16 protein-coding genes are annotated in these 18,889 nt (G+C 71.2%); 5 read left to right on the top strand and 11 right to left on the bottom strand.

Translation table 11 applies throughout. The annotated features are described in order from the left end of the window. Positions 1–14: 14 nt before the first annotated feature. The 5 genes from NR798_RS43770 to NR798_RS43790 are packed head-to-tail and all read right to left on the bottom strand — an operon-like array spanning position 15 to position 5,628. Positions 15–1,718, bottom strand: coding sequence for a methyl-accepting chemotaxis protein (locus NR798_RS43770; RefSeq protein ID WP_375768560.1), 1,704 nt, complete (start codon positions 1,716–1,718; stop codon positions 15–17). A 45-nt stretch (positions 1,719–1,763) separates the two neighbouring features. After that, on the bottom strand, positions 1,764–3,383 hold the full coding sequence (locus NR798_RS43775) for a chemotaxis protein CheA (RefSeq protein ID WP_375768561.1): 1,620 nt from the start codon (positions 3,381–3,383) through the stop codon (positions 1,764–1,766). A gap of 29 nt (positions 3,384–3,412) precedes the next feature. Further along, positions 3,413–4,045 carry a GAF domain-containing protein gene (locus NR798_RS43780; RefSeq protein WP_375768562.1) on the bottom strand — a complete coding sequence of 211 codons (633 nt, stop codon included), beginning with the start codon at positions 4,043–4,045 and terminating at the stop codon, positions 3,413–3,415. Then, positions 4,042–4,425, bottom strand: a complete 384-nt coding sequence (locus NR798_RS43785; protein WP_375768563.1) for a PleD family two-component system response regulator — start codon at positions 4,423–4,425, stop codon at positions 4,042–4,044. Before NR798_RS43785 ends, NR798_RS43780 begins: the two co-directional genes overlap by 4 nt. Positions 4,426–4,461: 36 nt before the next feature. Further along, entirely contained in the window at positions 4,462–5,628 is a 1,167-nt protein-coding gene (locus NR798_RS43790; RefSeq protein ID WP_375768564.1) for a response regulator, read from the bottom strand. Between the two features lie 454 nt (positions 5,629–6,082). Here NR798_RS43790 and cutA point away from each other — a divergent pair, with 454 nt between their 5' ends. From cutA to NR798_RS43805, 3 genes are all read left to right on the top strand, one after another. Then, a complete protein-coding gene (gene cutA, locus NR798_RS43795) occupies positions 6,083–6,409 on the top strand; it encodes a divalent-cation tolerance protein CutA (protein WP_375768565.1) in 327 nt (108 codons plus the stop codon). 125 nt (positions 6,410–6,534) lie between these two features. After that, a complete protein-coding gene (locus NR798_RS43800; protein ID WP_375768566.1) occupies positions 6,535–7,206 on the top strand; it encodes a hypothetical protein in 672 nt (223 codons plus the stop codon). A gap of 161 nt (positions 7,207–7,367) precedes the next feature. After that, positions 7,368–9,371, top strand: a complete 2,004-nt coding sequence (locus NR798_RS43805; RefSeq protein WP_375768567.1) for a S9 family peptidase — start codon at positions 7,368–7,370, stop codon at positions 9,369–9,371. Between the two features lie 4 nt (positions 9,372–9,375). Here the strand turns inward: NR798_RS43805 and NR798_RS43810 are convergent, their stop codons facing one another. Together NR798_RS43810 and NR798_RS43815 are read right to left on the bottom strand one after the other, a co-directional pair. Beyond that, positions 9,376–9,801: a GAF domain-containing protein gene (locus NR798_RS43810; protein WP_375768568.1), complete on the bottom strand. Its 426-nt coding sequence runs from the start codon at positions 9,799–9,801 to the stop codon at positions 9,376–9,378. A gap of 44 nt (positions 9,802–9,845) precedes the next feature. After that, positions 9,846–10,436: a hypothetical protein gene (locus NR798_RS43815; protein ID WP_375768569.1), complete on the bottom strand. Its 591-nt coding sequence runs from the start codon at positions 10,434–10,436 to the stop codon at positions 9,846–9,848. 350 nt (positions 10,437–10,786) lie between these two features. Between NR798_RS43815 and NR798_RS43820 the strand changes: the two genes are divergently transcribed. Beyond that, on the top strand, positions 10,787–11,764 hold the full coding sequence (locus NR798_RS43820; RefSeq protein ID WP_375768570.1) for a TerC/Alx family metal homeostasis membrane protein: 978 nt from the start codon (positions 10,787–10,789) through the stop codon (positions 11,762–11,764). A gap of 194 nt (positions 11,765–11,958) precedes the next feature. On the opposite strand, the gene NR798_RS43825 is transcribed toward NR798_RS43820, so the two are convergent. Continuing rightward, positions 11,959–14,598 (bottom strand): AAA family ATPase, encoded by a 2,640-nt coding sequence (locus NR798_RS43825; protein ID WP_375768571.1) that lies wholly within the window; start codon positions 14,596–14,598, stop codon positions 11,959–11,961. 167 nt (positions 14,599–14,765) lie between these two features. Between NR798_RS43825 and NR798_RS43830 the strand changes: the two genes are divergently transcribed. Further along, positions 14,766–15,551, top strand: coding sequence for a carboxypeptidase-like regulatory domain-containing protein (locus NR798_RS43830; RefSeq protein ID WP_375768572.1), 786 nt, complete (start codon positions 14,766–14,768; stop codon positions 15,549–15,551). A 193-nt stretch (positions 15,552–15,744) separates the two neighbouring features. Here the strand turns inward: NR798_RS43830 and NR798_RS43835 are convergent, their stop codons facing one another. The 3 genes from NR798_RS43835 to NR798_RS43845 all read right to left on the bottom strand — a co-directional run bounded on the left by NR798_RS43835 (position 15,745) and on the right by NR798_RS43845 (position 18,882). Beyond that, positions 15,745–17,379: a glycosyltransferase family 39 protein gene (locus tag NR798_RS43835; RefSeq protein WP_375768573.1), complete on the bottom strand. Its 1,635-nt coding sequence runs from the start codon at positions 17,377–17,379 to the stop codon at positions 15,745–15,747. 81 nt (positions 17,380–17,460) lie between these two features. Continuing rightward, positions 17,461–17,910, bottom strand: coding sequence for a DUF6496 domain-containing protein (locus NR798_RS43840; protein ID WP_375768574.1), 450 nt, complete (start codon positions 17,908–17,910; stop codon positions 17,461–17,463). Between the two features lie 99 nt (positions 17,911–18,009). Further along, positions 18,010–18,882 (bottom strand): hypothetical protein, encoded by an 873-nt coding sequence (locus NR798_RS43845; RefSeq protein ID WP_375768575.1) that lies wholly within the window; start codon positions 18,880–18,882, stop codon positions 18,010–18,012. Positions 18,883–18,889: the final 7 nt, after the last annotated feature.

Here is an 18,889-nt window from a genome sequence, read left to right on the forward strand (position 1 = left end):
GTGTGGACCCTGTCCTAGAAGCGCTTGAAGTCATGATCCGAGCCGGCCGCGGCGCGCTCGGGTACCGCCGGGAAGGACGTGGGTGACACCTGGGTGGGCAGCGGCTGCGCCACCGCCTTCAGCCCCTGTGCCGGCGAGTGCACCACGGGCAGGTGCACCGGCCCTGGCCGCAGCGAGCGCCCCGGCTGCGCCATGCCGTGCATCGGCCGCGCCTCCTCCGCCATCCGGAAGAACGTCATCATCTGCTGCAGCGACTCGGCCTGTGCCGCCAGTTCCTCCGCCGTCGACGACAGCTCCTCCGCCGCCGATGCGTTGCGCTGCGTCACCTGGTCCACCTGCACCATCGCCCGGTTCATCTGCACCACCCCGCTCGCCTGCTCCCTCGACACCGCCGCCACCTGCTGCACCAGCTCCGCCGTCTTCCGAATCGACGGCACCAACTCCTTCAGCAGCTTCCCCGAGCGCTCCGCCACCTTCACGCTGCTCCCCGCCAGGCTCCCTATCTCCTTGGCCGCCTTCTGGCTCCTCTCCGCCAGCTTCCTCACCTCCGCCGCCACCACCGCGAATCCCCTCCCGTGCTCTCCCGCCCTCGCCGCCTCCACCGCCGCGTTCAACGCCAGCAGGTTCGTCTGGTACGCAATCTCCTCCACGATGGAGATTCTCTCGGCGATCGCCGCCATCGCCTCCACCGTCTCGTTCACCGCCAGCCCGCTCTCCTCCGCCTCCGCAGCTCCCCGCAGCGCCATCGCCTCCAGCTGCTTGCTCGTCTCCGCGTTCTGGCTGATGGACGTGCTCAGCTGCTCCAGGCTCGTCGTCGTCTCCTCCACCGACGCCGCCTGCGTGCTCGTCCCCTGCGACAGCGCCTGTGCGGCCGCCGCTACCTGCCCCGAGGCTCCCGACAGCGAGCCCACCGCCCCCCGCACCTCACCCAGCACCCCGCCGATGCGCTGCACCATCTCCCGCATCCCCGCCATCATCCGCGCCGTCTCGTCCCGGCCCTTCACCTCGATGGTGCCTGTCAGGTCTCCCGAGGCCAGCTTGCCCGTGAGCCCCACCGCCTCGTTCAGCGGCCGGGTGATGCTGCGCGCCAGCACCCACGCCAGCAGCACCGCCAGCAACGGCCCCACGATGCCGCCGCCCACCAACATCTGCCGGACCAACGCCGCCTGCCCGGCGGAACTCTTCAGGAGCTCCTCGCGCTGCTTCAGCTCGTCCTGGACGATGGCAATCGAGGTGCTCTGCATGAGCTCCATGAGCTTCCTGCCCTTGCCACTCTTCACGTAGTCGACGACGTGCTCCAGGGGAACGCGTCCGGCATTCGCGTCCCGGCGCAACGTCACCTGGTATGAGAGGTGGGCGAGGTACTGCTGGTGCTGCTCCAGCAACTGTTGCTGCAGGCCTTGCACGTTGGGGTTCTTGGCCGTCAGCTCCTTCCCCTGGTTGTAGCTCTCGAGGGACACGGCCTGCAGCCGCGCCAGCGGTTCCAGGCGCGACTCATCTCCCGTGATCGCGAACTCCAGGGACCGGTTCTCCATCTCCACGATCTGGATGCCCGCGTTGAACATCGCGATCTGTAGATCGTGGAAGCGGTAGTACCCGTCATTGCTCACCAGCATCATGAAGAAGGCGTAGGCCCCCCAGAGGGTGGTGGCGAGCAGCGCGACGAGGACCCCGAAACCGACCTGCAGCTTCCGGGAGATGGTGAGGTTCTGGAGCATGGTTCTCTTTCGGGATGTCGGAGGAAGGTTCGGGCCGCCAGGGCGTCAGCTCACAGCGGCCCGCTGGCGGATGGCGGTGCGCAAGAGCGTGGGCACATCCAGGACGAGCCCCACGCGGCCGCTGCCGAGAATGGTGGAGCCGGACACGCCGGGCAGGTGGCGGAAGAGCCGGCCCAGCGGCTTGAGGACGCACTGGCCCTCGCCGAAGAGCGCGTCCACCACCAGGCCCGCGCGGCTCCCTCCGTGGCCCAGCACGACGACGCTCTCCCGGCCGGCCGCGGGCCCCTGCACGCCCAGCATCTCCCGCAGCCGCAGGTAGGGCAGCGCCCGGCCCCGCAGGTTCAGCACGCCGCCCCCGGGCTGCCCAGTGCGCTCCACCGGCAGCTCCAGGCACTCGCGCACCGCCTCCAGCGGCAGCACATACGTCTCCTCGCCCACCCCCACCGAGAAGCCCTGGATGGTGGCCAGCGTCAGCGGCACCCGCAGCGTCACCGTGGTGCCCTTCCTCTCCTCGCTGCGCAGCGTCACCGAGCCCCGCAGCGCCTCCACGCTCCGGCGCACCACGTCCATGCCCACGCCGCGCCCGGACACCTCCGTCACCGCCTCCGCCGTGGAGAGCCCCGGCAGGAAGACGAGCTCGTCCAACTCCTCCACCGTCATCCGCTCGGGCTCCAGCCCCAGCCCGCGCGCCTTCTCCCGCAGCCGCTCGTAGCGCAGGCCCCGGCCGTCATCGCTCAGCTCCACCACCAGCGAGCCCGGCTCGTGGAAGGCCCTCAGCACCAGCATGCCGCACGCCTCCTTCCCCGCCGCCTTGCGCTCCTCCGGCGTCTCCAGCCCGTGGTCCACCGCGTTGCGCACCAGGTGCAGCAGCGGCTCGCGCAGGCCCTCCACCAGGGCCGTGTCCACCTCCACCTCCTCGCCCTCCAGCACCAGCCGCGCCCACTTGCGCTCCACCCGCGTCAAATCCCTCACCGTGCGCAGGTGCTGCCGGAAGAGCGGCCCCACCGGCACCATCCGCACCCGCATCACCTCTTCCTGCAGCTCCTCGTGCAGCCGGTCCGCCTCGAGGTGCACCTCCAGCGCCTCCTCGACCGTGCCCGTGGCCAGCACCTGTGCCAGCCGCGTGCGCGCAATGGCCAGCTCGCCCGTGAGGATGGCGATGCGGTCCAGCTTCTCCACGTCCACCCGCAGCGTGCGCGCGCGCCGCCCCGCGTGGTCCTCCAGCGACGGCTCCTCCACCCGCGCGGCGTACACGCCCCGCGGCGCCTCCTGCTGGCGCAACGCCTCGGCGCACGCCCGCAGCCGCTCCACCAGCTCCGCGTCCTCCTCGGCCGGCCGCTCCTGCCCCGCGAGCACCGCCGCCAGCAGCTCCCGCAGCCGGTCCACCGTGGCCAGCAGCAGCGTCACGTGCTCGTCCGTCACTGGGAGCCGCCGCTCCACCAGCGTCTCCAGCACGTCCTCCAGCACGTGCGACACGTCCGTCATGCCGGAGAAGCCCATCGCCGCCGCCGCGCCCTTCACCGTGTGCGCGCCCCGGAAGATGGCCCGCAGCCGCTCCTCGTCCGGGTGCTCCTCCATCGAGACGAGCGTCTGCTCCATCTCCGTGAGCAGCTCGCCCGATTCCTCGGCGAAGGTGGCGAGCAGCCGCTCGCGATCCAGTTCCAAGTTCTCCCCCCTCCCTCGAAGCCGCCCGCTCAGGACGGCTTGCCGGCGGCCATGCCGCGGGCGCAGTACAAGGCTCTGCCACCTTCCGTCGCGAGCAGCTCCAGCAGCTCACGGTCCCCGGGCTCCAAGCGCGGTTTGTGGGGTAGCAGGCCGAACAGCACCATCATCCCGAGGACGTGCCCTCCGAGTCTCAGGGGCACACACGCCCGCGGCCCGTCTGTCCGGTTCTGAGCGCACCCCGTGTCCAGCAACTCATCCAGCCAGGAAGCCCCGGTACGCGCCGAGCGGCCAATGGGGCCGTCCTCTCCCAGCGGCAGCCGGCGGAAGCGCTCGGCGTCGATGCCCAGCGACACGCGCAGCACCAGCTCCGCGCCCTCGCGCTCGAAGATGCCCAGCGTCTCGGAGCCCACCAGGTTGATGAGCAAGTCTTGGAGGATGTCCAGCAGCTCGAGCGGCTGGAGCGTCTCGTGCAGCCGCTGGGTGGCCACGCGCAGACGCACCAGGTGGGCGAGCTCCGCCTCCACCAGGCCCTGGCGCTGGGCCCGCCATTGCTCGTCTTCCTCGCGCCGGGCGAGCGAGGCCCGCAGCCGTCCGTTCTCCGCGCGCAGGGTGGCCACCTCCGCGCGCAGGGCCTCGTTCTCGTGGCGTAGCTCCTCCCTCATGCGCTCCGCGCCTCCTCCAGGTGGCTGCGCACCTTGGCCAGCAGCTCCTCGCCATCGAAGGGCTTGGTGATGTAGTCGGTGCACCCGCTCTCGAAGCCCTGGCGCACGTAGTGCGGCTCGCCCCGGGTGGTGACGAGGATGATGGGCACGTTCTTCGTGTCCGGGCGTGCGCGCAGGGCGCGGCACGTCTGGAAGCCGTCCATGCGCGGCATGAGCACATCCAGGAAGATGAGGTCCGGCCGCTCGGTGGAGGCCTTGTCGAGCGCCTCCTGGCCGTCGCGGGCGGTGAGCAGCTCATAGCCGCAGTGGGCCAGCATCATCCGGTGCAGCAGCAGCACGGTGCTCGAGTCGTCGACGAGGAGGATCTTCTTCCTGGCCATGACGTTCCTCTGGGAAAGCGGGTGGAGAAGCGGGACTCACATGAGGCTGCTGCCGCGGATGAGCTCGCGCAGCTGCATCAGCCGGCGGGGGCTCATCCCCAGGAACTGGATGCCCATGCCCAGCGGGTAGGTGGCGGTGCGGCGCGAGGTGTAGGGGTTGGACCAGGAGACGAGGCCGGGGCCCTCGAGCACCTCGCGGGTGGTGGGCAGATGGATGCGCAGCTCCAGCGCGGCGCCGGGGCGCGCGGGCACCAGGGTGCGCACGAAGAGGGCCCCGGGGCTGAGCGCGTTGGAGTAGCAGGAGGACCAGGAGAAGGTGCCCACCTCGCGGTACTCCACCGGGCAGACGAAGGGCACGCGCTCGTCCACCAGCAGCGCGGCCAGGTTGCGCTGGAGCTGGCCGTTGATGCGGGCCAGCAGGTGGCGGGGCGCCAGGGTGCGCGCGCTCAGCCACACCTGCCCGAGCATGGGCACCTCGGTGACGTCGCCGTCGGCCACCACCACGGTGGGCACCCGCCCCAGGCGCGCCTCGGTGCGCAGGCGCTCCACGCGCATCATCTCCTCGGCCGAGGTGACGGGGGCGCGCGTGAGCAGCAGGTGGATGGGCTCGCCGTACTCGGCCGCGCGGGCCACGGCCTTCTCGGCGGTGGGCGCGTACAGCAGGTGGTGGCCACACGCCTCCAGGTCCGCGCCCAGGCCACCGGGCGCGCCCGGCGCCTCGCCCACCAGCAGCACGGTGCGCGGGGTGCGCCGCTCCAGGGGCCTCACCGGAGAGGCGGGCGTGCGCTCGCGCAGCACGTCGATGCGCGCCTGCAGCTCGGCGAGGCGCACCGGACCCAGCATGCAGTCCTCGGCCCCGCCCTGCACGCACGCCTCCAGCAGCTCCGCCGGCGTGTGGTCTCCCACCACCACGAGGATGGGCACGTCTCCGTTCTGCGCGTGGCCCCGCAGCGCGGCGAAGCCGGGCGAGCCGTCCGCCGGCAGCACCCGCCAGTCCACCACCACCATCAACGGCCGCAAGCGGCTGAGCTCCACCCGGGCGCCCAGCAGGTTGTCCACCGACACCACCTCGCAGCCCACCGCGCGCAGCAGGGGCGTGAGGTACAGCCGCAGCTCCTTGGCCTGGTCGACGAGCAACACCTTGCGCGAGGGCTCCGCGGACACTCCGGACTGCTGAGACAGTGCGTGCGTAGCGAATGACATGACGCTTTCCCCCCGTGGGCCCGTGCCCCTCTCATTCCTTGACGACTGCAAGGAATCCAGGAGCACTGCGAGTAACATACATGAAAGGGAATACGGGAAACCATGCCTGCTCGCCTACTGTCCCGGAGCACGGGGCGTGGCGCGTGGACGCTAGCGGACACTCCCCTCTCCCCCCGGGGTCATCTCCCCCTCTTCCCCTGGAAAAGCCGGGGTTTGCTCCATCCGCTACCGGACAAGACACGGCCTTCGGGGCGGGTCGGACATGGCCCTACCGGAGGCCGATTGTCCGGGACTCCACAACATTTGAAATACCGCTTTAAGACAGGCAAAACATTACAGACCGCACGCAGGGAATGATCCATCCCGGACAAAAACTCTCATGAGTTGGGGATGACCCATGTAAGGAATTGGCAGCCCCTTCCCCGCTCTCGAACACGCGGGTATGAGGGGACCCATGACCGATGCCATCCTCGTCATGGTGACCGCGCCCACGGCCGACAAGGCGGCGGAGCTTGCCCGCACGCTGGTGGAGGAAGGGCTGGCGGCGTGCGGCAACGTGGTGCCCGGCCTGCGCTCCATCTACCGCTGGGAGGGCCAGGTGCACGACGAGCCGGAGGCGCTGCTCATCCTCAAGACGCGTGCCCCGCTCTTCGAGGCGCTGCGCGAGCGCGTGGTGGCGGTGCACCCCTACCAGTGCCCCGAGGTGCTGCGGCTGGACGTGGCGGAGGGCCACGCGCCGTACCTGCGGTGGATTGGCGACAACGTGCGCCCGGTGCCCTGAGCGCCGCGAAGCCGGGTTCGCACCTGTGCCGGAAACGGCACACCGCGCCCACGTCCCGGGCGGCTTCCACTGCCCGGCCCCGGACAGGCGCGGTGGCGGTCCGGACGTTGCACCGCGGCGCGGCCATGACCGCCTTCCTGTCCCCCCCTTCCAGCCTCTCCCTGCTGCTCCTCCTGCTGCTCGCCCCGGGCGTGGGCCTCGCTGGCCAGGAGGCGCTGACCCCCACCGCCTCCGGGCAGCCCGGCACGCAGGAGGGAGCCTCCCTCCGGCTGCGCGAGGACGACTGGACGCAAGAGGACGCCCGCCCTTCGCGCGGCCTGCGCATCCTGGCGGAGACAGGGGCCGGCCTGCTGACGGGCCTGGGAGGGGGCGTCGCCGGCGCGTTCGCCGGGGGCGCGTTGTGCGAGGCGGGAGTCGTCGGCTCCAAGAGCGGCTTTCTCTCCTGCCTGGAGCCGGCCGCCAGCGGGCTGCTGCTGGGGGCGGGCGCCGGGTTCGCCCTGGGCGTCTGGTGGGGGGGCGAAGCGGCCGGTGGGGACGGAAGGCTGCTCGGTGCGCTGGCCGGGTTCGGCTCGTGCGCCGCGCTGGGCCTGCTCTGGGGAGTGGCCGCCGGTACCCCCTCCACCGGGCTCCTCGTCGCCATCCCCCTCTCGCTGATCGGCTCCATCGTGGGCTACGAGCTCACCCAGCAGGCCCCGGCCTCCGGCCCCCAGGCCCCGGCCGTGGCCTCCGCTCGCTTCCAGCCCGTGCTGGCCTTCTCCTCGCGGGGCGCGCTGGTGGGCCTGGGCGGAAGTTTTTGACCGGGGCATCCTGCCCCGAGGGGGGCGGTGATCGACGCCGGGTGCGCGAAATGCGACACTTCCCCACGGAATCGGCCCCCCGCCCCTGATCCAGCACGTCGTGCCGGGGTGGTAGAAACAAGGCCCGTTTCCCTCACGCGTTCACAAGGAAAGGCCTGCTCATGACGCTCGCAAGTCGGGAGGCTGCCTACGGCTCATGGAAGTCCCCCATCACCGCCGACATGATCGCCACCCAGACGCTGTCGCTGGGCGAGGTGGCCGTGGATGGCGATGACGTGTACTGGGTGGAGGTGCGCCCGAGCGAGCGGGGACGGCATGCCATCGTCCGGCGCTCGGTGGACGGGACGCTCACGGACATCCTCCCCGCGGCGGGAGAGGGCCGGGTGGCCTACAGCTCGCAAAGCCTGGTGTACGGCCATGGCGGCGGCTCCTTCGCGGTGTCCGAGGGGCTGGTGGTCTTCGTCAACCACGCGAGCACCGGGCTGCACGTGGACCAGCGGCTGTACCGGGTGAACCCGGGCCGCACGCCGGTGCCGCTGACGGCGGACACGGGCGGCAAGCACCGCTTCGGCGACCTGGTGATGGACCGGACGCGCAACCGCGTGGTGTGCGTGCGCGAGGACTGGCGCAACCTGAAGGACGGGCAGCCGCGCGCCTCGCTGGTGGCGGTGGACATCGACGGGCAGCGGCAGACGGTGCTCACCGAGGGGCGGGACTTCTACTCCTCGCCCACGTTGAGCCCCAACGGCCGGCGCATGGCGTGGCTGGCGTGGGACTACCCCTGCATGCCGTGGGACGGGTGCGAGCTGTGGGTGGCGGACGTGGACGAGCTGGGCGTGTTGCACCACCCGAGGCTGGTGGCGGGCGGCACCACCGAGTCCGTCTTCCAGCCGGAGTGGAGCCCGCAGGGCGAGCTGTACTTCGTGAGCGACCGCAACGACTGGTGGAACCTCTACCGGCTGCAGGGGCGCAGCGTGGTGCCGGTGCTGGAGCGCGAGGCGGAGTTCGGCACGGCGCAGTGGCAGCTGGGCATGTCCACCTACGCCTTCATCTCGCCGCGGCACGTGGTGTGCGCCTTCAACGAGCAGGGCCAGTGGAAGCTGGGGCGGCTGGACGTGGTGCTGGGCCAGTTCGCGGAGCTGGCCACGCCCTTCACGGACGTGTCGCAGGTGCGCGGGGGCTTCGCCACGGCGTACTTCGTGGGAGGGGGGCCGGAGCAGCCGGCGAGCGTGGTGCGGCTGGACATGGAGTCGGGCAAGCCGCAGGTGCTCAAGGCGTCCACGCGGATGCCCGAGGAGCTGGTGCCCTACCTGTCGCGCTGCGAGCCGCTGCACTTCCCCACCACGGAGCTGGGCGAGGCCCACGCCTGGTACTACCCGCCCACCAACCCGGGCTACAGCGCGCCGGCGGGCGAGAAGCCGCCGCTGCTCATCATGAACCACGGGGGCCCCACGGCCTGCGCGTCGACGAAGCTGGACTGGACCATCCAGTACTTCACCAGCCGGGGCTTCGCGGTGGTGGACGTCAACTACCGGGGCAGCACGGGCTACGGGCGCGAGTACCGCCTGTCGCTCTACGGCAACTGGGGCGTGATGGACGTGGATGACTGCGCCAACGCGGCGCTGCGGCTGGTGCAGGAGGGCAAGGCGGACGCCAAGCGGCTGGTGGCGCGCGGCAGCGGCTCGGGCGGGTATACGACGCTGTCGCTGCTGGCCTTCCGCGACATCCTCCGCTGCGGCACCAGTTCCTGCGCCATCTCCAACCTGGAGACGCTGGTGGAGCACGCGGAGAAGTTCGAGGCCCACTACATGGACCAGGTGCTCGGCCCCCTGCCCGAGTCCAAGCAGCTGTTGCAGGACCGCTCGCCCTGCTTCCACCTGGACAACATCAAGCGCAGCCCGGTGCTCTTCATCCAGGCGCGGCTGGACGGCCAGACGTCGCAGCGGGAGACGGAGGAGATGATGCGCAAGCTGCGCGCCAACAGCGTGCCGACGGCGATGCTGCCGGTGGACGGCGAGCCGTATGGCCCGCGCATCACCACCGACACCAAGAAGGCACTGGAGGCCGAGCTGTCCTTCTACTCGCGGGTGATGGGCCTGGCGCTGGCCGAGCCGCTGGAGCCGGTGGCGCTCGAGCCCGCGCTGCCCGAGGGCCCGCGCCGCTAGGGGCTCACAGGCCGTCGGGCGGCAGCGCGGCCACGGCGGCCATCAGGTTGCGCGTCATCTCGGCGCTGAGCTCGCCTTCGTGCAGGAAGGCGATGCCCACCACGGCGCGCACCTGTCCGGCCGCGTCGAGCACGGGCAGCGCCACCGAGGCGCGCACCGGCACGCTCCGGGCCCCGGGCTGCACGCGGCCACTCTCGTCCGTCTGGAGGTTGCACACCTGCACCGGCTCGCCGGAGGCCATGGCGATACCTGCCAGGCCCTTGCCTCGGGGCACCACGCGCACCGCCTCCACCACCGGAGGAGGAATATTGAGCGCGGCCACCAGCTCCAGCGCGTCGCCCCGCCTCATGTGGACGGTGCCGGCCATGCCCCCCCGAGCGGAGGTGAAGGACTCCAACCACGACTGGTACGGCGTTGCGGCTGCATCCATGCGGTTGCTCCCTGTCAGGCCCCTGTCCGGGGCGCTTTCGTGGCTCAGAACCCAACGCCCAGCGTGAAGGAGGCCGTGGGTTGGAAGGCGGCCTGCGGCTGCAGCAGCCGCGGCGCGTGGTGGAAGTACGCCGCCCCGAGGCCCAGCTCCCCGACGAGCTCGAAGCCCGCGCTCACGGGCAACAGCGCCCGCAGTGAAGCACCCACCTCGGGCCCGGCCGTCTCGACCCCCGAGGGCCCGGTGCCCTCGAAGTGGAAGCCGCTCCCATCCGCTCCCAGCTGCAGCTCGGCGAACCCGGCGTTGACGCGGGGCTGGAGCCAGCCCAGGGGCGTCTTCCAGGAGGTGAGCATGAAGTGGGCGCGGAAGTGGGCCACCTCCGGCTCGTCCTCGTGGTGGAGGAAGCCCGAGCCGTTGCCACAGGCCTCCACGCTGAACCGCTCGAGCGGAGACAGCTCCAGGCAGAGGGTGGGCCGGCTGCTGGAGGTGGACGCGCCGATGCGCAGGTTGCCGTAGTTGCGGGGCGCCACGTCGTGAGCCGACTCGACGGTGGCGGCGACATCCTCCGCCCGGGAGAGCCCCGCCCCCAGCAGGGCCACTGCGAACGAGAGCCGGACACAAGGCGAGCTCAACGGCATGTGACGCTCCGGGGTCAGGAGGAGGAGCCCCGAAGTGTAGAGAGAGCGGGCAGACAGGCGCCACGCCCGTCGCACGGAGTGCTGCTCCCGAGTGGCTGAAGCGCACACGGGAGGACGAAACGGGCGGCGCGCAGGTTGTTGATGGGGACCTGCATTGTCAGCTTCCCTACACGGCCCCGCGTGGGTGGTCGGGAGGCGTGCATGGCTCATCCGTTCATCTGCTCGGTGGAGCCCGGTGCGGCCGCTGGGTCCACCGGAGCCCTCGCCCGTCCCTGGCGGCGCCGCGTCATGAGTGGGCTGCCTCCTGGACGGCCCGAGCGGGCGAGCACCGGGGCACGGGGAGCAGGCCAATGACGGAGCAGATCGCGCCGTGGGAGTGGGGCGTCTTCGGGGTGGTCGTGCTGGCGATGATCTTCGTCGACCTGCTCGCCCACCGGACGAAGCGCGGGGAGACGAAGAAGGCGGCGTATCTCTGGAGTGGCGTGTGGATCGCCGTGGGCCTGTCCTTCGGGCTCTTCGTCTGGGCGAGGCATGGAGGCCACACCGCGCAGGAGTACCTGGGCGCCTACCTCATCGAGAAGAGTCTCAGCCTGGACAACCTGTTCGTCTTCCTCGTCATCTTCTCCAGCCTGAGCGTGCCCGAGGACAAGCAGCGGCGCGTGCTCTTCTGGGGCATCTTCGGGGCGCTGGTGTTCCGCGGCCTGTTCATCTTCCTGGGCCTGGAGGCCATCGAGCGCTGGCACTGGGTGGTCTACGTCTTCGGCGCCATCCTGCTCTTCGCGGCCTGGCGCGTGGCACGCCGCCATCCCTCGGAGGAGTCGGACAACAAGGTGGTGGGCTGGCTGGAGAAGCGCCTGCCGGTGACGACGGAGTACGAGGGCAAGCAGTTCTTCAAGCACGTGGACGGCAGGCGGCAGGCGACACCCCTGCTCATCGCGCTGATCGCCATCGAGCTGTCGGACGTGGCCTTCGCCATCGACTCGGTGCCGGCGGCGCTGTCGGTGAGCCACAACCTCTTCGTGGTCTACACCTCGAACGTGTTCGCCATCCTCGGGCTGCGCGCGCTCTACATCGCCCTGGCCAAGACGGTGCACGAGCTGCGCTACCTGCACTGGGGACTGGCGGCGGTGCTCGCGTTCGCCGGGTTGAAGATGATTCTGTCCGACTGGGTCCACGTGTCCCCGCTGGTCTCGGTGGCCATCATCGTGACGTGCATCGGTATCTCGGTGGGGTTGAGCATGCGCGCGCGCAAGCGGGACGCCGTGAGGAAGGCCCTGCCTCGCGACGAGCGGCCCCGCGGTGGACGGCGGGAAGAGGTCCACGCCTGAGCCCCACCCTCCCCTCTCTCTCTCAACCTCTTCCCTCTCCCTCCGGGAGAGGGCCAGGGTGAGGGTACCGGAGACCCCGGGTTGAACCCCGGTGGATCCGAACCCGAGTCCACGAGATACCCTCACCCCGTCCCTCTCCCGAGGGGAGAGGGGAAATTGGGCGCGGGGAAATTGGGCGCGGGGAAATTGGGAACTCAGTGCAGCGGTGCCTCCTGCCCGGCGGCCCGTCCCTCGATGCCGAAGGTGAACCGTCCGTCCGCGAAGTCCACGAGCACCCGGTCCCCCTCGCGCACCTCGCCTCGCAGCAGCATCCGGCTGAGCTCCGTCTCCAGCTCGCGCTGGATGACCCGCCGCAGCGGCCGGGCGCCGTACTTCGGGTCGAACCCGCGCCGCGCCAGCTCGTCCTTCGCCGCCTCTCGCACCTCCAGCAGGACGTTCTGCCCGTGCAGCTTGCGCCGGGTCGACGCCAGCATCGAGTCCACGATGCGGTTGAGCTGCTCCCGGTCGAGCGCGTGGAAGACGATGATCTCATCGATGCGGTTGAGGAACTCTGGCCGGAAGTGGTGGCGCAGCGCGTCCATCACCGTCGAGGCCACGCGCTCGTCCTCCAGGCTCACGCCGCCCTCCGAGGGCCGCTGGAACCCCAGCGCTCCCTTGTTGAGGCCCAGCTGCTCGGCGCCCAGGTTGGACGTCATGATGATGACGGTGTTCTTGAAGTCCACCGTGCGCCCGCGCGAGTCGGTGAGCCGCCCGTCGTCCAATATCTGCAGCAGCAGGTTGAAGACGTCCGGGTGGGCCTTCTCGATCTCATCGAAGAGCAGCACCGAGTAGGGCCTGCGCCGCACGGCCTCGGTGAGGCGGCCGGCCTCCTCGTAGCCCACGTAGCCCGGGGGCGAGCCGATGAGCCGGCTCACCGTGTGCCGCTCCAGGTACTCGGACATGTCGAAGCGGAGCATCGCGTTCTCGTCGTTGAAGAGGTAGTCGGCGAGCGCGCGCGCCGTCTCCGTCTTCCCCACCCCGGTGGGCCCCAGGAAGATGAACGAGCCGATGGGCCGGCCCGGATCCTTCAGCCCCGCGCGGGCGCGGCGCACCGCCTCGGAGATGGCGCGCAGGGCTTCCTCCTGGCCCACCACGCGCTGGCGCAACGACTGCTCCATCTCCAGCAGCCGCTGCGACTCCTCCTGCTGCAGCTTCTTCGCCGGAATCCCCGTCCACTCACTCACCACCGTGGCGATCGCCTCCGGGGTGACGGTGGGCTCGGCCACGCCCCGGGCCTGTTGCCACTGCGTGCGCAGCCCCTCCAGCTCCGCGCGCAGCGCCTCGAGCTCTCCCTTCAGCCGCGAGGCCTCCTGGTAGCGCTCGCCGGCCACCGCCGCCTCCTTGTCCTTCTCCTTCTGCGCCAGCCGCTCCTCCATCTCCTTCATGCGGCCCGGCTCGGTGTGCGCCCCCAGCCGCACCATCGCCGCCGCCTCGTCGAACAGGTCGATGGCCTTGTCCGGCAGGAAGCGGTCGCTGATGTATTTGTCGGCCAGCTCCACCGCGGCGGTGAGCGCGGCGTCGGTGATCTTCACCCGGTGGTGCGCCTCGTACGAATCGCGCAGGCCCCGGAGGATTTCAATGGCCTGCTCGGGGGTGGGCTCGGCCACCATCACCGGCTGGAAGCGGCGTTCCAGGGCGGCGTCCTTCTCGATGTGTTTGCGGTGCTCGTCGAGCGTGGTGGCGCCCAGGCACTGCAGCTCGCCCCGCGCCAGGGCCGGTTTGAGCATGTTCGCGGCATCCATCGAGCCCTCGCCCGCGCCCGCCCCGACGATGGTGTGCACCTCGTCGATGAAGAGGATGACCTGGCCCTGGAGGGCGCGGATCTCCTCCATCAATCCCTTGAAGCGCTCCTCGAACTCGCCGCGGAACTTCGAGCCGCCGATGACACTCGCCAGGTCCAGCGAGAGCACCTTCTTGTCCCGGAGCACGTCCGGCACCTCGCCCGAGACAATGCGCTGGGCCAGGCCCTCGGCGATGGCCGTCTTGCCCACGCCCGGCTCACCGATGAGCACCGGGTTGTTCTTCGTCTTGCGGCTGAGGATGCGGATGACGCGGTGGATCTCCTTCTCGCGGCCGATGATGGGATCCAACTCGCCCGCGTCCGCCAGCGCGGTGAGGTCGCGCGTGAAGCGGGTGAGGTGGGGCGGAAGCCGCTCCGCCGCCCGCCCACTCGCGGAGGTGGCCGCCGCGCCTTGAGGCTTCAGCAGTTGCCGCAGCTCGTCCGGGTCGATGTCGGAGAGGAACTGGGCGGCGAAGCTCTCGCCCTCGGCCATGATGGCCAGCAGCAGGTGCTCGGGGCCGATGAAGGTGTGCCCCATCTGCACCGCCTGGAGCTTCGCCAGTTGCAGCACGCGCTTCATCCCCGAGGACAGCCCCACGCCCTCGGCTCGCAGCGGCTCACGCCGCTCCATCACCTGCGCCAGCCGGTAGGCGTACTCGTCCATGTCCGTGCCCTCGAGCTCCAGGGCCAGACGGATCTCGGAGACCTTCTCGCTCAGCGCCAGCAGCAGGTGCTCGATGCGGATGCGCTCGTACCCCCACTCCAGCGTCAGCCGCCCCGCGTGCTCCAGCACCTGCTGCGCCATCTCCGAGAGCTGCGAGAGGATGTTCTCCCGCCTCGGCCGGGAACCCGGCATCTGCGCGAACAGGCTCTCCAGCGAGCTGGAAGCCCCTGTCTCCGCGTCCATGCCCATGGCGCTCGCACAGTGGTTGCACAGGCCGAGGGTGCGCCCCTCGGCCCGCTCCTGCTTGAGGAACACCACCGCGGGTCTGGCCCGGCAGTTCTCACACACCATCGTGCGCCACCTCCGCCCCTTCTCCTGCAAGCTAGGGATGTGGCCGGGGAGCAACCATGGTGCAGCGGAACATGCGCGGGCGGGCAGCCGAGCCCCACCCAGCCCGTCCCGGGGATTTCCAAACACCCTGGCCCCGGAGCTATTTTCACCTCCCTGGGACGGCGAACATGAGCGCGCACGACAACAAAGGTGGCGGACCGCGCAGGTACTGGCTGCTCGCGGGCGGGGTGCTGCTCCTGCTGCTGGCGGTGCTCGGGCTTCTCCGCTTCCGCAGGGTGCCCCGCCCCGCGCCCCAGGTGACCCAGGCCGAGAACCCGGCGAACGGAGGCGTCGCCTCGCTGCGGGGCTGGGTGGAGGACGAGGGCGGTTTCAGGGTGGCGGGCGCACGGGTGCTGGCCTTCGACAGCCGCACCGCCCGGGGCCCCGCGTCCCCCTGTCCCTCGACGGGCGCGGACAGCCGCCTCTTCGCCCAGAGCTGTCCCGAGGCCGGGGCGATGCTGGAGCAACTCCGCGCCTCCGGTGGACTGGAGCCGCGCCCCCTCGCCACCGCCACCACGGACGCACGCGGGGACTTCACCCTGAAGATGCCCGCGGGCAACTACCACCTGCTCGCCGAGGTGCGCGGCCGTCCGGTGGCCGTCGTGCGGGAGCTGGGGCCGGGACTGTCGCAGGCGCGGCTGGCGGTGACGGCCACTGCGAACCTGTCCGGCCGGGTGGTGGACGCGGCGGGTGGCGTGCCCCATGCCCGCGTCACCGTGATGGCCCTCGAGCCCCTGCGCGTCCTGCATGAGCTGGAGACGGATGAGACGGGCGCCTTCCAGGTGGCGGGCCTGCTGCCCCAGGCTCGATTCGGCCTCTGGGCGCGTGCGAAGAAGGACACCCCGTCACACGCCGTGGCCGAGGTGGACGCCGCCTCCCCGAAGGTGGAGCTGGTGCTCGACCAGCCCGAGTAGCTCCTTCCCGGAAACAGGAGACCTCCCGGTCGCGCTTGTCGCGAACTTGTCCAACAGTTGGACACCTTTTGGAAGAGCGCACCCGGAGGGGAGAGGTTCCGGCCGCACTCGGGAGCAACTGGTCCGACTGTCGGACCAGTTGGCACGCCGCGCGGCCAGAAGGGACCCTCGTCTTCGCTGCAAGAGCACCAGATTAGTGGCTTCCCCCCTGGACGAGGGCGAGCCGCTCCCGCAGCAGGGCCTCGCGTGGGTACCAGCGCAGCAACGACTCGTAGGTGCGGACGGCCTCGCCGGTCCGGCCCAGCCGCTCCAGCGCGAGGCCCAGGTTGTAACCCGCCTCCAGATAGTCCGGCTTCCGGAGGATTGCGTGCCGCCACGCCTCCACCGCCGCCGCGTCATTGCCGAGCCGGGCATGGCGGCCTCCCACTGCGTAGTGCAGCTCGGCCTCGAAATCGACGCCGTCCACCGCCAGCCGCACCGGCCACACGGACAACGCGAGCACCGCCAGGGCCACCCCCACCGGCACCGCGAGCGAGGACGCACGAGACACCAGCACGTGGAGCCCGAGCGCCGCGAGCACGCACAGCGCCGGGGCGAGGGGCGCCCGGTAGCGGCCGGTGACGAAGAAGAGCACGGATGGAGCGGCGAGCATCAGGGCGGCGCCCGCCACGGTGAGCGCCGCGCGTGCGTCCTCCTTCGCCCGCCACCTGCGCCAGAGCCCCACCAGGCCCGCCGCCGCGAGGGGCCACAGCAGCGCATAGGGCAGCGCGAAGCCGCCGGGCCGCACGGTGAGGGCCGCCAGCACGGGCGACTGCGAGCGGAGGACATAGAGGTCCTCGTTGCGAGGCAGCTCCCGCGCCACCAGCAGCAACCGGGCCTTCCACAGCAGGTTGCCCGCGCACTCGAGCGGCCGCGAGCGGCACCAGTCCAGTGTCTTGCGGTGGAAGTAGGCGTCCTGTGCGGCCGGCGAGTGGAAGCCGCGGCGCACGGGCTCGTCGACGAGCGCCTCCCAGGCCGCACCGGGGCGGATGGCCATGGCCCCGTCCACGTCCGCGTTGTTGCCCAGCCACAGGTTGATGCCGCCGTTGGCGGAGATGAGCACCCACTCGCCCGAGCGCACGCGGTTGGCGGCGGTGGCGCACAGCACCACGGCGGCACAGGCCGTCACGCAGAGCACGGCGCGCAGCGGACGTCCCCGCGCCAGCGCCCAGGCCAGCGGCAGCACGAGCAGCAGCAGCGGCGCCACCGCGAGCGCCCCCAGGCCGATGCACACCCCGCACAGCAGCGCGGTGCCCGGACGGGGAGCCTCGCGGACGGCCAGCCAGAGCGCCGCGGTACCCAGGAAGGTGCCCAGGGAGGTGGCCAGCAGCTCCCCGTCATAGAAGACGAGCGGACCGTGCAGCGCCACCAGCAGGCCCGCGCCCAGCCCCACCGCGTCGCGGCCGGAGCTCCGCCGGGCCACGCCACACGCGAGCGCGGCCGTGAGAGCGCCGAGCAGGGCCTGGAGGAGGCGAGGGCCCCACAGGCCATGCCCGCCCAGCCAATAGAGGCCCCCCAGCACCAACGGGTAGAGCGGGGGCTGCCAGAAGGGGCCGGCGTCGAAGCCCTCGCCCCGTGCCAGCCGCGCGCCCAGGTAGTCGTAGTAATCCGCGTCGATCAGCGGCGCGTCGAAGGCGGGGCCTCGCGCGGTGAGCAGGTACGCCAGGCGCACCCCGAGCGCCACGGCGAAGACGAGCGCCCAGGCCGGCACCCGGGCCCCCAGGGGTAGGCCCGGAGCGGGAGACACGGGTGGCGTGGGAGGCGTCTTGCGTCGCGGAGGGCGGGCCATGAGGGCGGGAAGCCCTCACGAAAGCAGAACCGGCGCGCCAGGGAAAGGAGGCCCGGTCCGACGCGGCCCTCGCGAAAGCGGCTACTTCTTCGCGCGCGAGGAGGAGCTCCGGCGGGTGGTGCCGCCGCGCGAGGTCTTCTTCGCGGCCGTCTTCGCGCGGCCGGTGCGGCCCGCGGCGGCGGTGCGGCCTCCCGTCTTGGCGCCACGGGCGGTGGTGCTCTTGCGCGCCGTCTTGCGCGCGGGCTTCTTCTCGCTCAGCGGCCCCTCCTCCTGGCCGAGCCGGTACGCGCTCCGGGCGCTCTGGCGCGTCTTGCGCTTGGCCTGGCCGGGCGCCGGGGGCTTCAGGTCCACTCCGGCCCGGCGCGCCTTGGAGAGGCCGATGGCGATGGCCTGCTCGCGGGACTCGGACCCGTGCTTGCCCTCCTTCATGTGGTGCATCTCTTCGCGCACGAACTCACTGGCCTGCGTCGTGGGCTTCTTGCCCGTGCGCTTCGCCTGGCGTGCGCGCTGGATGGTCTGTTTCTCCGGCATCCCATGTCCTTTCGTGGAGGTCGCGACCTGAAAACTGGGGATGCCGGGCGGGGTTGACAAGAGGCGGCTGTCAGCTGGACGTCACGGGCGGGACCCGGCTCAGTGGCGCCGCCGCTCGAGCTCTCGCGCGAGATCCTCCTCCAGGAGGCGCAGCATGGCCTCGGCGTCGAAGGACTCGTCGCCCTCGCGCCACACCAGCAACGGGTCCACACTGCCCAGGCGCTGGGCCAGGTTACGCAGCCGCTCCAGGGCCCGCTCCATGGTGGCCACGGTGGGCTCGCTCTCGGGGCTGCGCTGGCGCAGCACGGCGATGCACAGCTCCAGCGTCTGCAGCGGGGTGTTGGTGGCGTCGCGGACCGCGATGAAGAGCCGGGCCACCCGCTCCAACGCCTCGGCCTCGGCACGCGCCTCGCGCAGCTTCAGCTCGATGTTGTGGCTGCGCACCCGGTAGGCCAGCATCGCCAGCGCCACGCCGCCATAGATGAAGGTGACCCAGGGCTCCCACGGAGAGCGCACCCCCGGGTGCACCCCGAGCCCCAGCGCGTACCAGAGCACCCCCGCCTCCAGCGCGAAGGAGGCGATCAACCCCCCTCCCAGCCACAGACCCGTGGGGGCGAGCACGCCAATGGCCAGCATCACCAGCCGGTGGCCCGTCATGGGCACCCAGATGAGGCCCGCGCCCGTCATGGAGTACTCGGCCACGGCGAAGATGGGCAGGAAGGGCAGCACCCCGGCCGCGAAGCAGGCGTTGATCAGCTTCGAGGTGAGCGTGCGCCGGCGCGCGAGCAGCAACCCCAGCACCCCCAGCACCCAGAGCACGTGCAGCACGCGCAGCACAGGCAGCAGGGGGCCGTGGAACACCTGGTAGTCGATGAAGGCGTAGGCCAGCTCCGTCGGGACGAGCAGGAGGTTGCCGAAGAAGGCGCCGCGCCAGCCCCGGCCCAGCACCTCCTCCTCCACCACTCCGAGCATGCGCGGC

Source organism: Archangium gephyra (assembly GCF_042230915.1).
GTDB classification, from domain to species: Bacteria; Myxococcota; Myxococcia; order Myxococcales; family Myxococcaceae; genus Archangium; species Archangium gephyra_B.

Excerpts from the sequence above, each read along its gene's own strand:
- NR798_RS43770 (WP_375768560.1), bottom strand. The coding sequence starts at position 1,718 with ATGCTCCAGAACCTCACCATCTCCCGGAAGCTGCAGGTCGGTTTCGGG.
- NR798_RS43780 (WP_375768562.1), bottom strand. The coding sequence starts at position 4,045 with ATGAGGGAGGAGCTACGCCACGAGAACGAGGCCCTGCGCGCGGAGGTG.
- NR798_RS43785 (WP_375768563.1), bottom strand. The coding sequence starts at position 4,425 with ATGGCCAGGAAGAAGATCCTCCTCGTCGACGACTCGAGCACCGTGCTG.
- NR798_RS43790 (WP_375768564.1), bottom strand. The coding sequence starts at position 5,628 with ATGTCATTCGCTACGCACGCACTGTCTCAGCAGTCCGGAGTGTCCGCG.
- cutA (WP_375768565.1), top strand. The coding sequence starts at position 6,083 with ATGACCGATGCCATCCTCGTCATGGTGACCGCGCCCACGGCCGACAAG.
- NR798_RS43800 (WP_375768566.1), top strand. The coding sequence starts at position 6,535 with ATGACCGCCTTCCTGTCCCCCCCTTCCAGCCTCTCCCTGCTGCTCCTC.
- NR798_RS43805 (WP_375768567.1), top strand. The coding sequence starts at position 7,368 with ATGACGCTCGCAAGTCGGGAGGCTGCCTACGGCTCATGGAAGTCCCCC.
- NR798_RS43810 (WP_375768568.1), bottom strand. The coding sequence starts at position 9,801 with ATGGATGCAGCCGCAACGCCGTACCAGTCGTGGTTGGAGTCCTTCACC.
- NR798_RS43815 (WP_375768569.1), bottom strand. The coding sequence starts at position 10,436 with ATGCCGTTGAGCTCGCCTTGTGTCCGGCTCTCGTTCGCAGTGGCCCTG.
- NR798_RS43820 (WP_375768570.1), top strand. The coding sequence starts at position 10,787 with ATGACGGAGCAGATCGCGCCGTGGGAGTGGGGCGTCTTCGGGGTGGTC.
- NR798_RS43825 (WP_375768571.1), bottom strand. The coding sequence starts at position 14,598 with ATGGTGTGTGAGAACTGCCGGGCCAGACCCGCGGTGGTGTTCCTCAAG.
- NR798_RS43830 (WP_375768572.1), top strand. The coding sequence starts at position 14,766 with ATGAGCGCGCACGACAACAAAGGTGGCGGACCGCGCAGGTACTGGCTG.
- NR798_RS43835 (WP_375768573.1), bottom strand. The coding sequence starts at position 17,379 with ATGGCCCGCCCTCCGCGACGCAAGACGCCTCCCACGCCACCCGTGTCT.
- NR798_RS43840 (WP_375768574.1), bottom strand. The coding sequence starts at position 17,910 with ATGCCGGAGAAACAGACCATCCAGCGCGCACGCCAGGCGAAGCGCACG.
- NR798_RS43845 (WP_375768575.1), bottom strand. The coding sequence starts at position 18,882 with ATGCTCGGAGTGGTGGAGGAGGAGGTGCTGGGCCGGGGCTGGCGCGGC.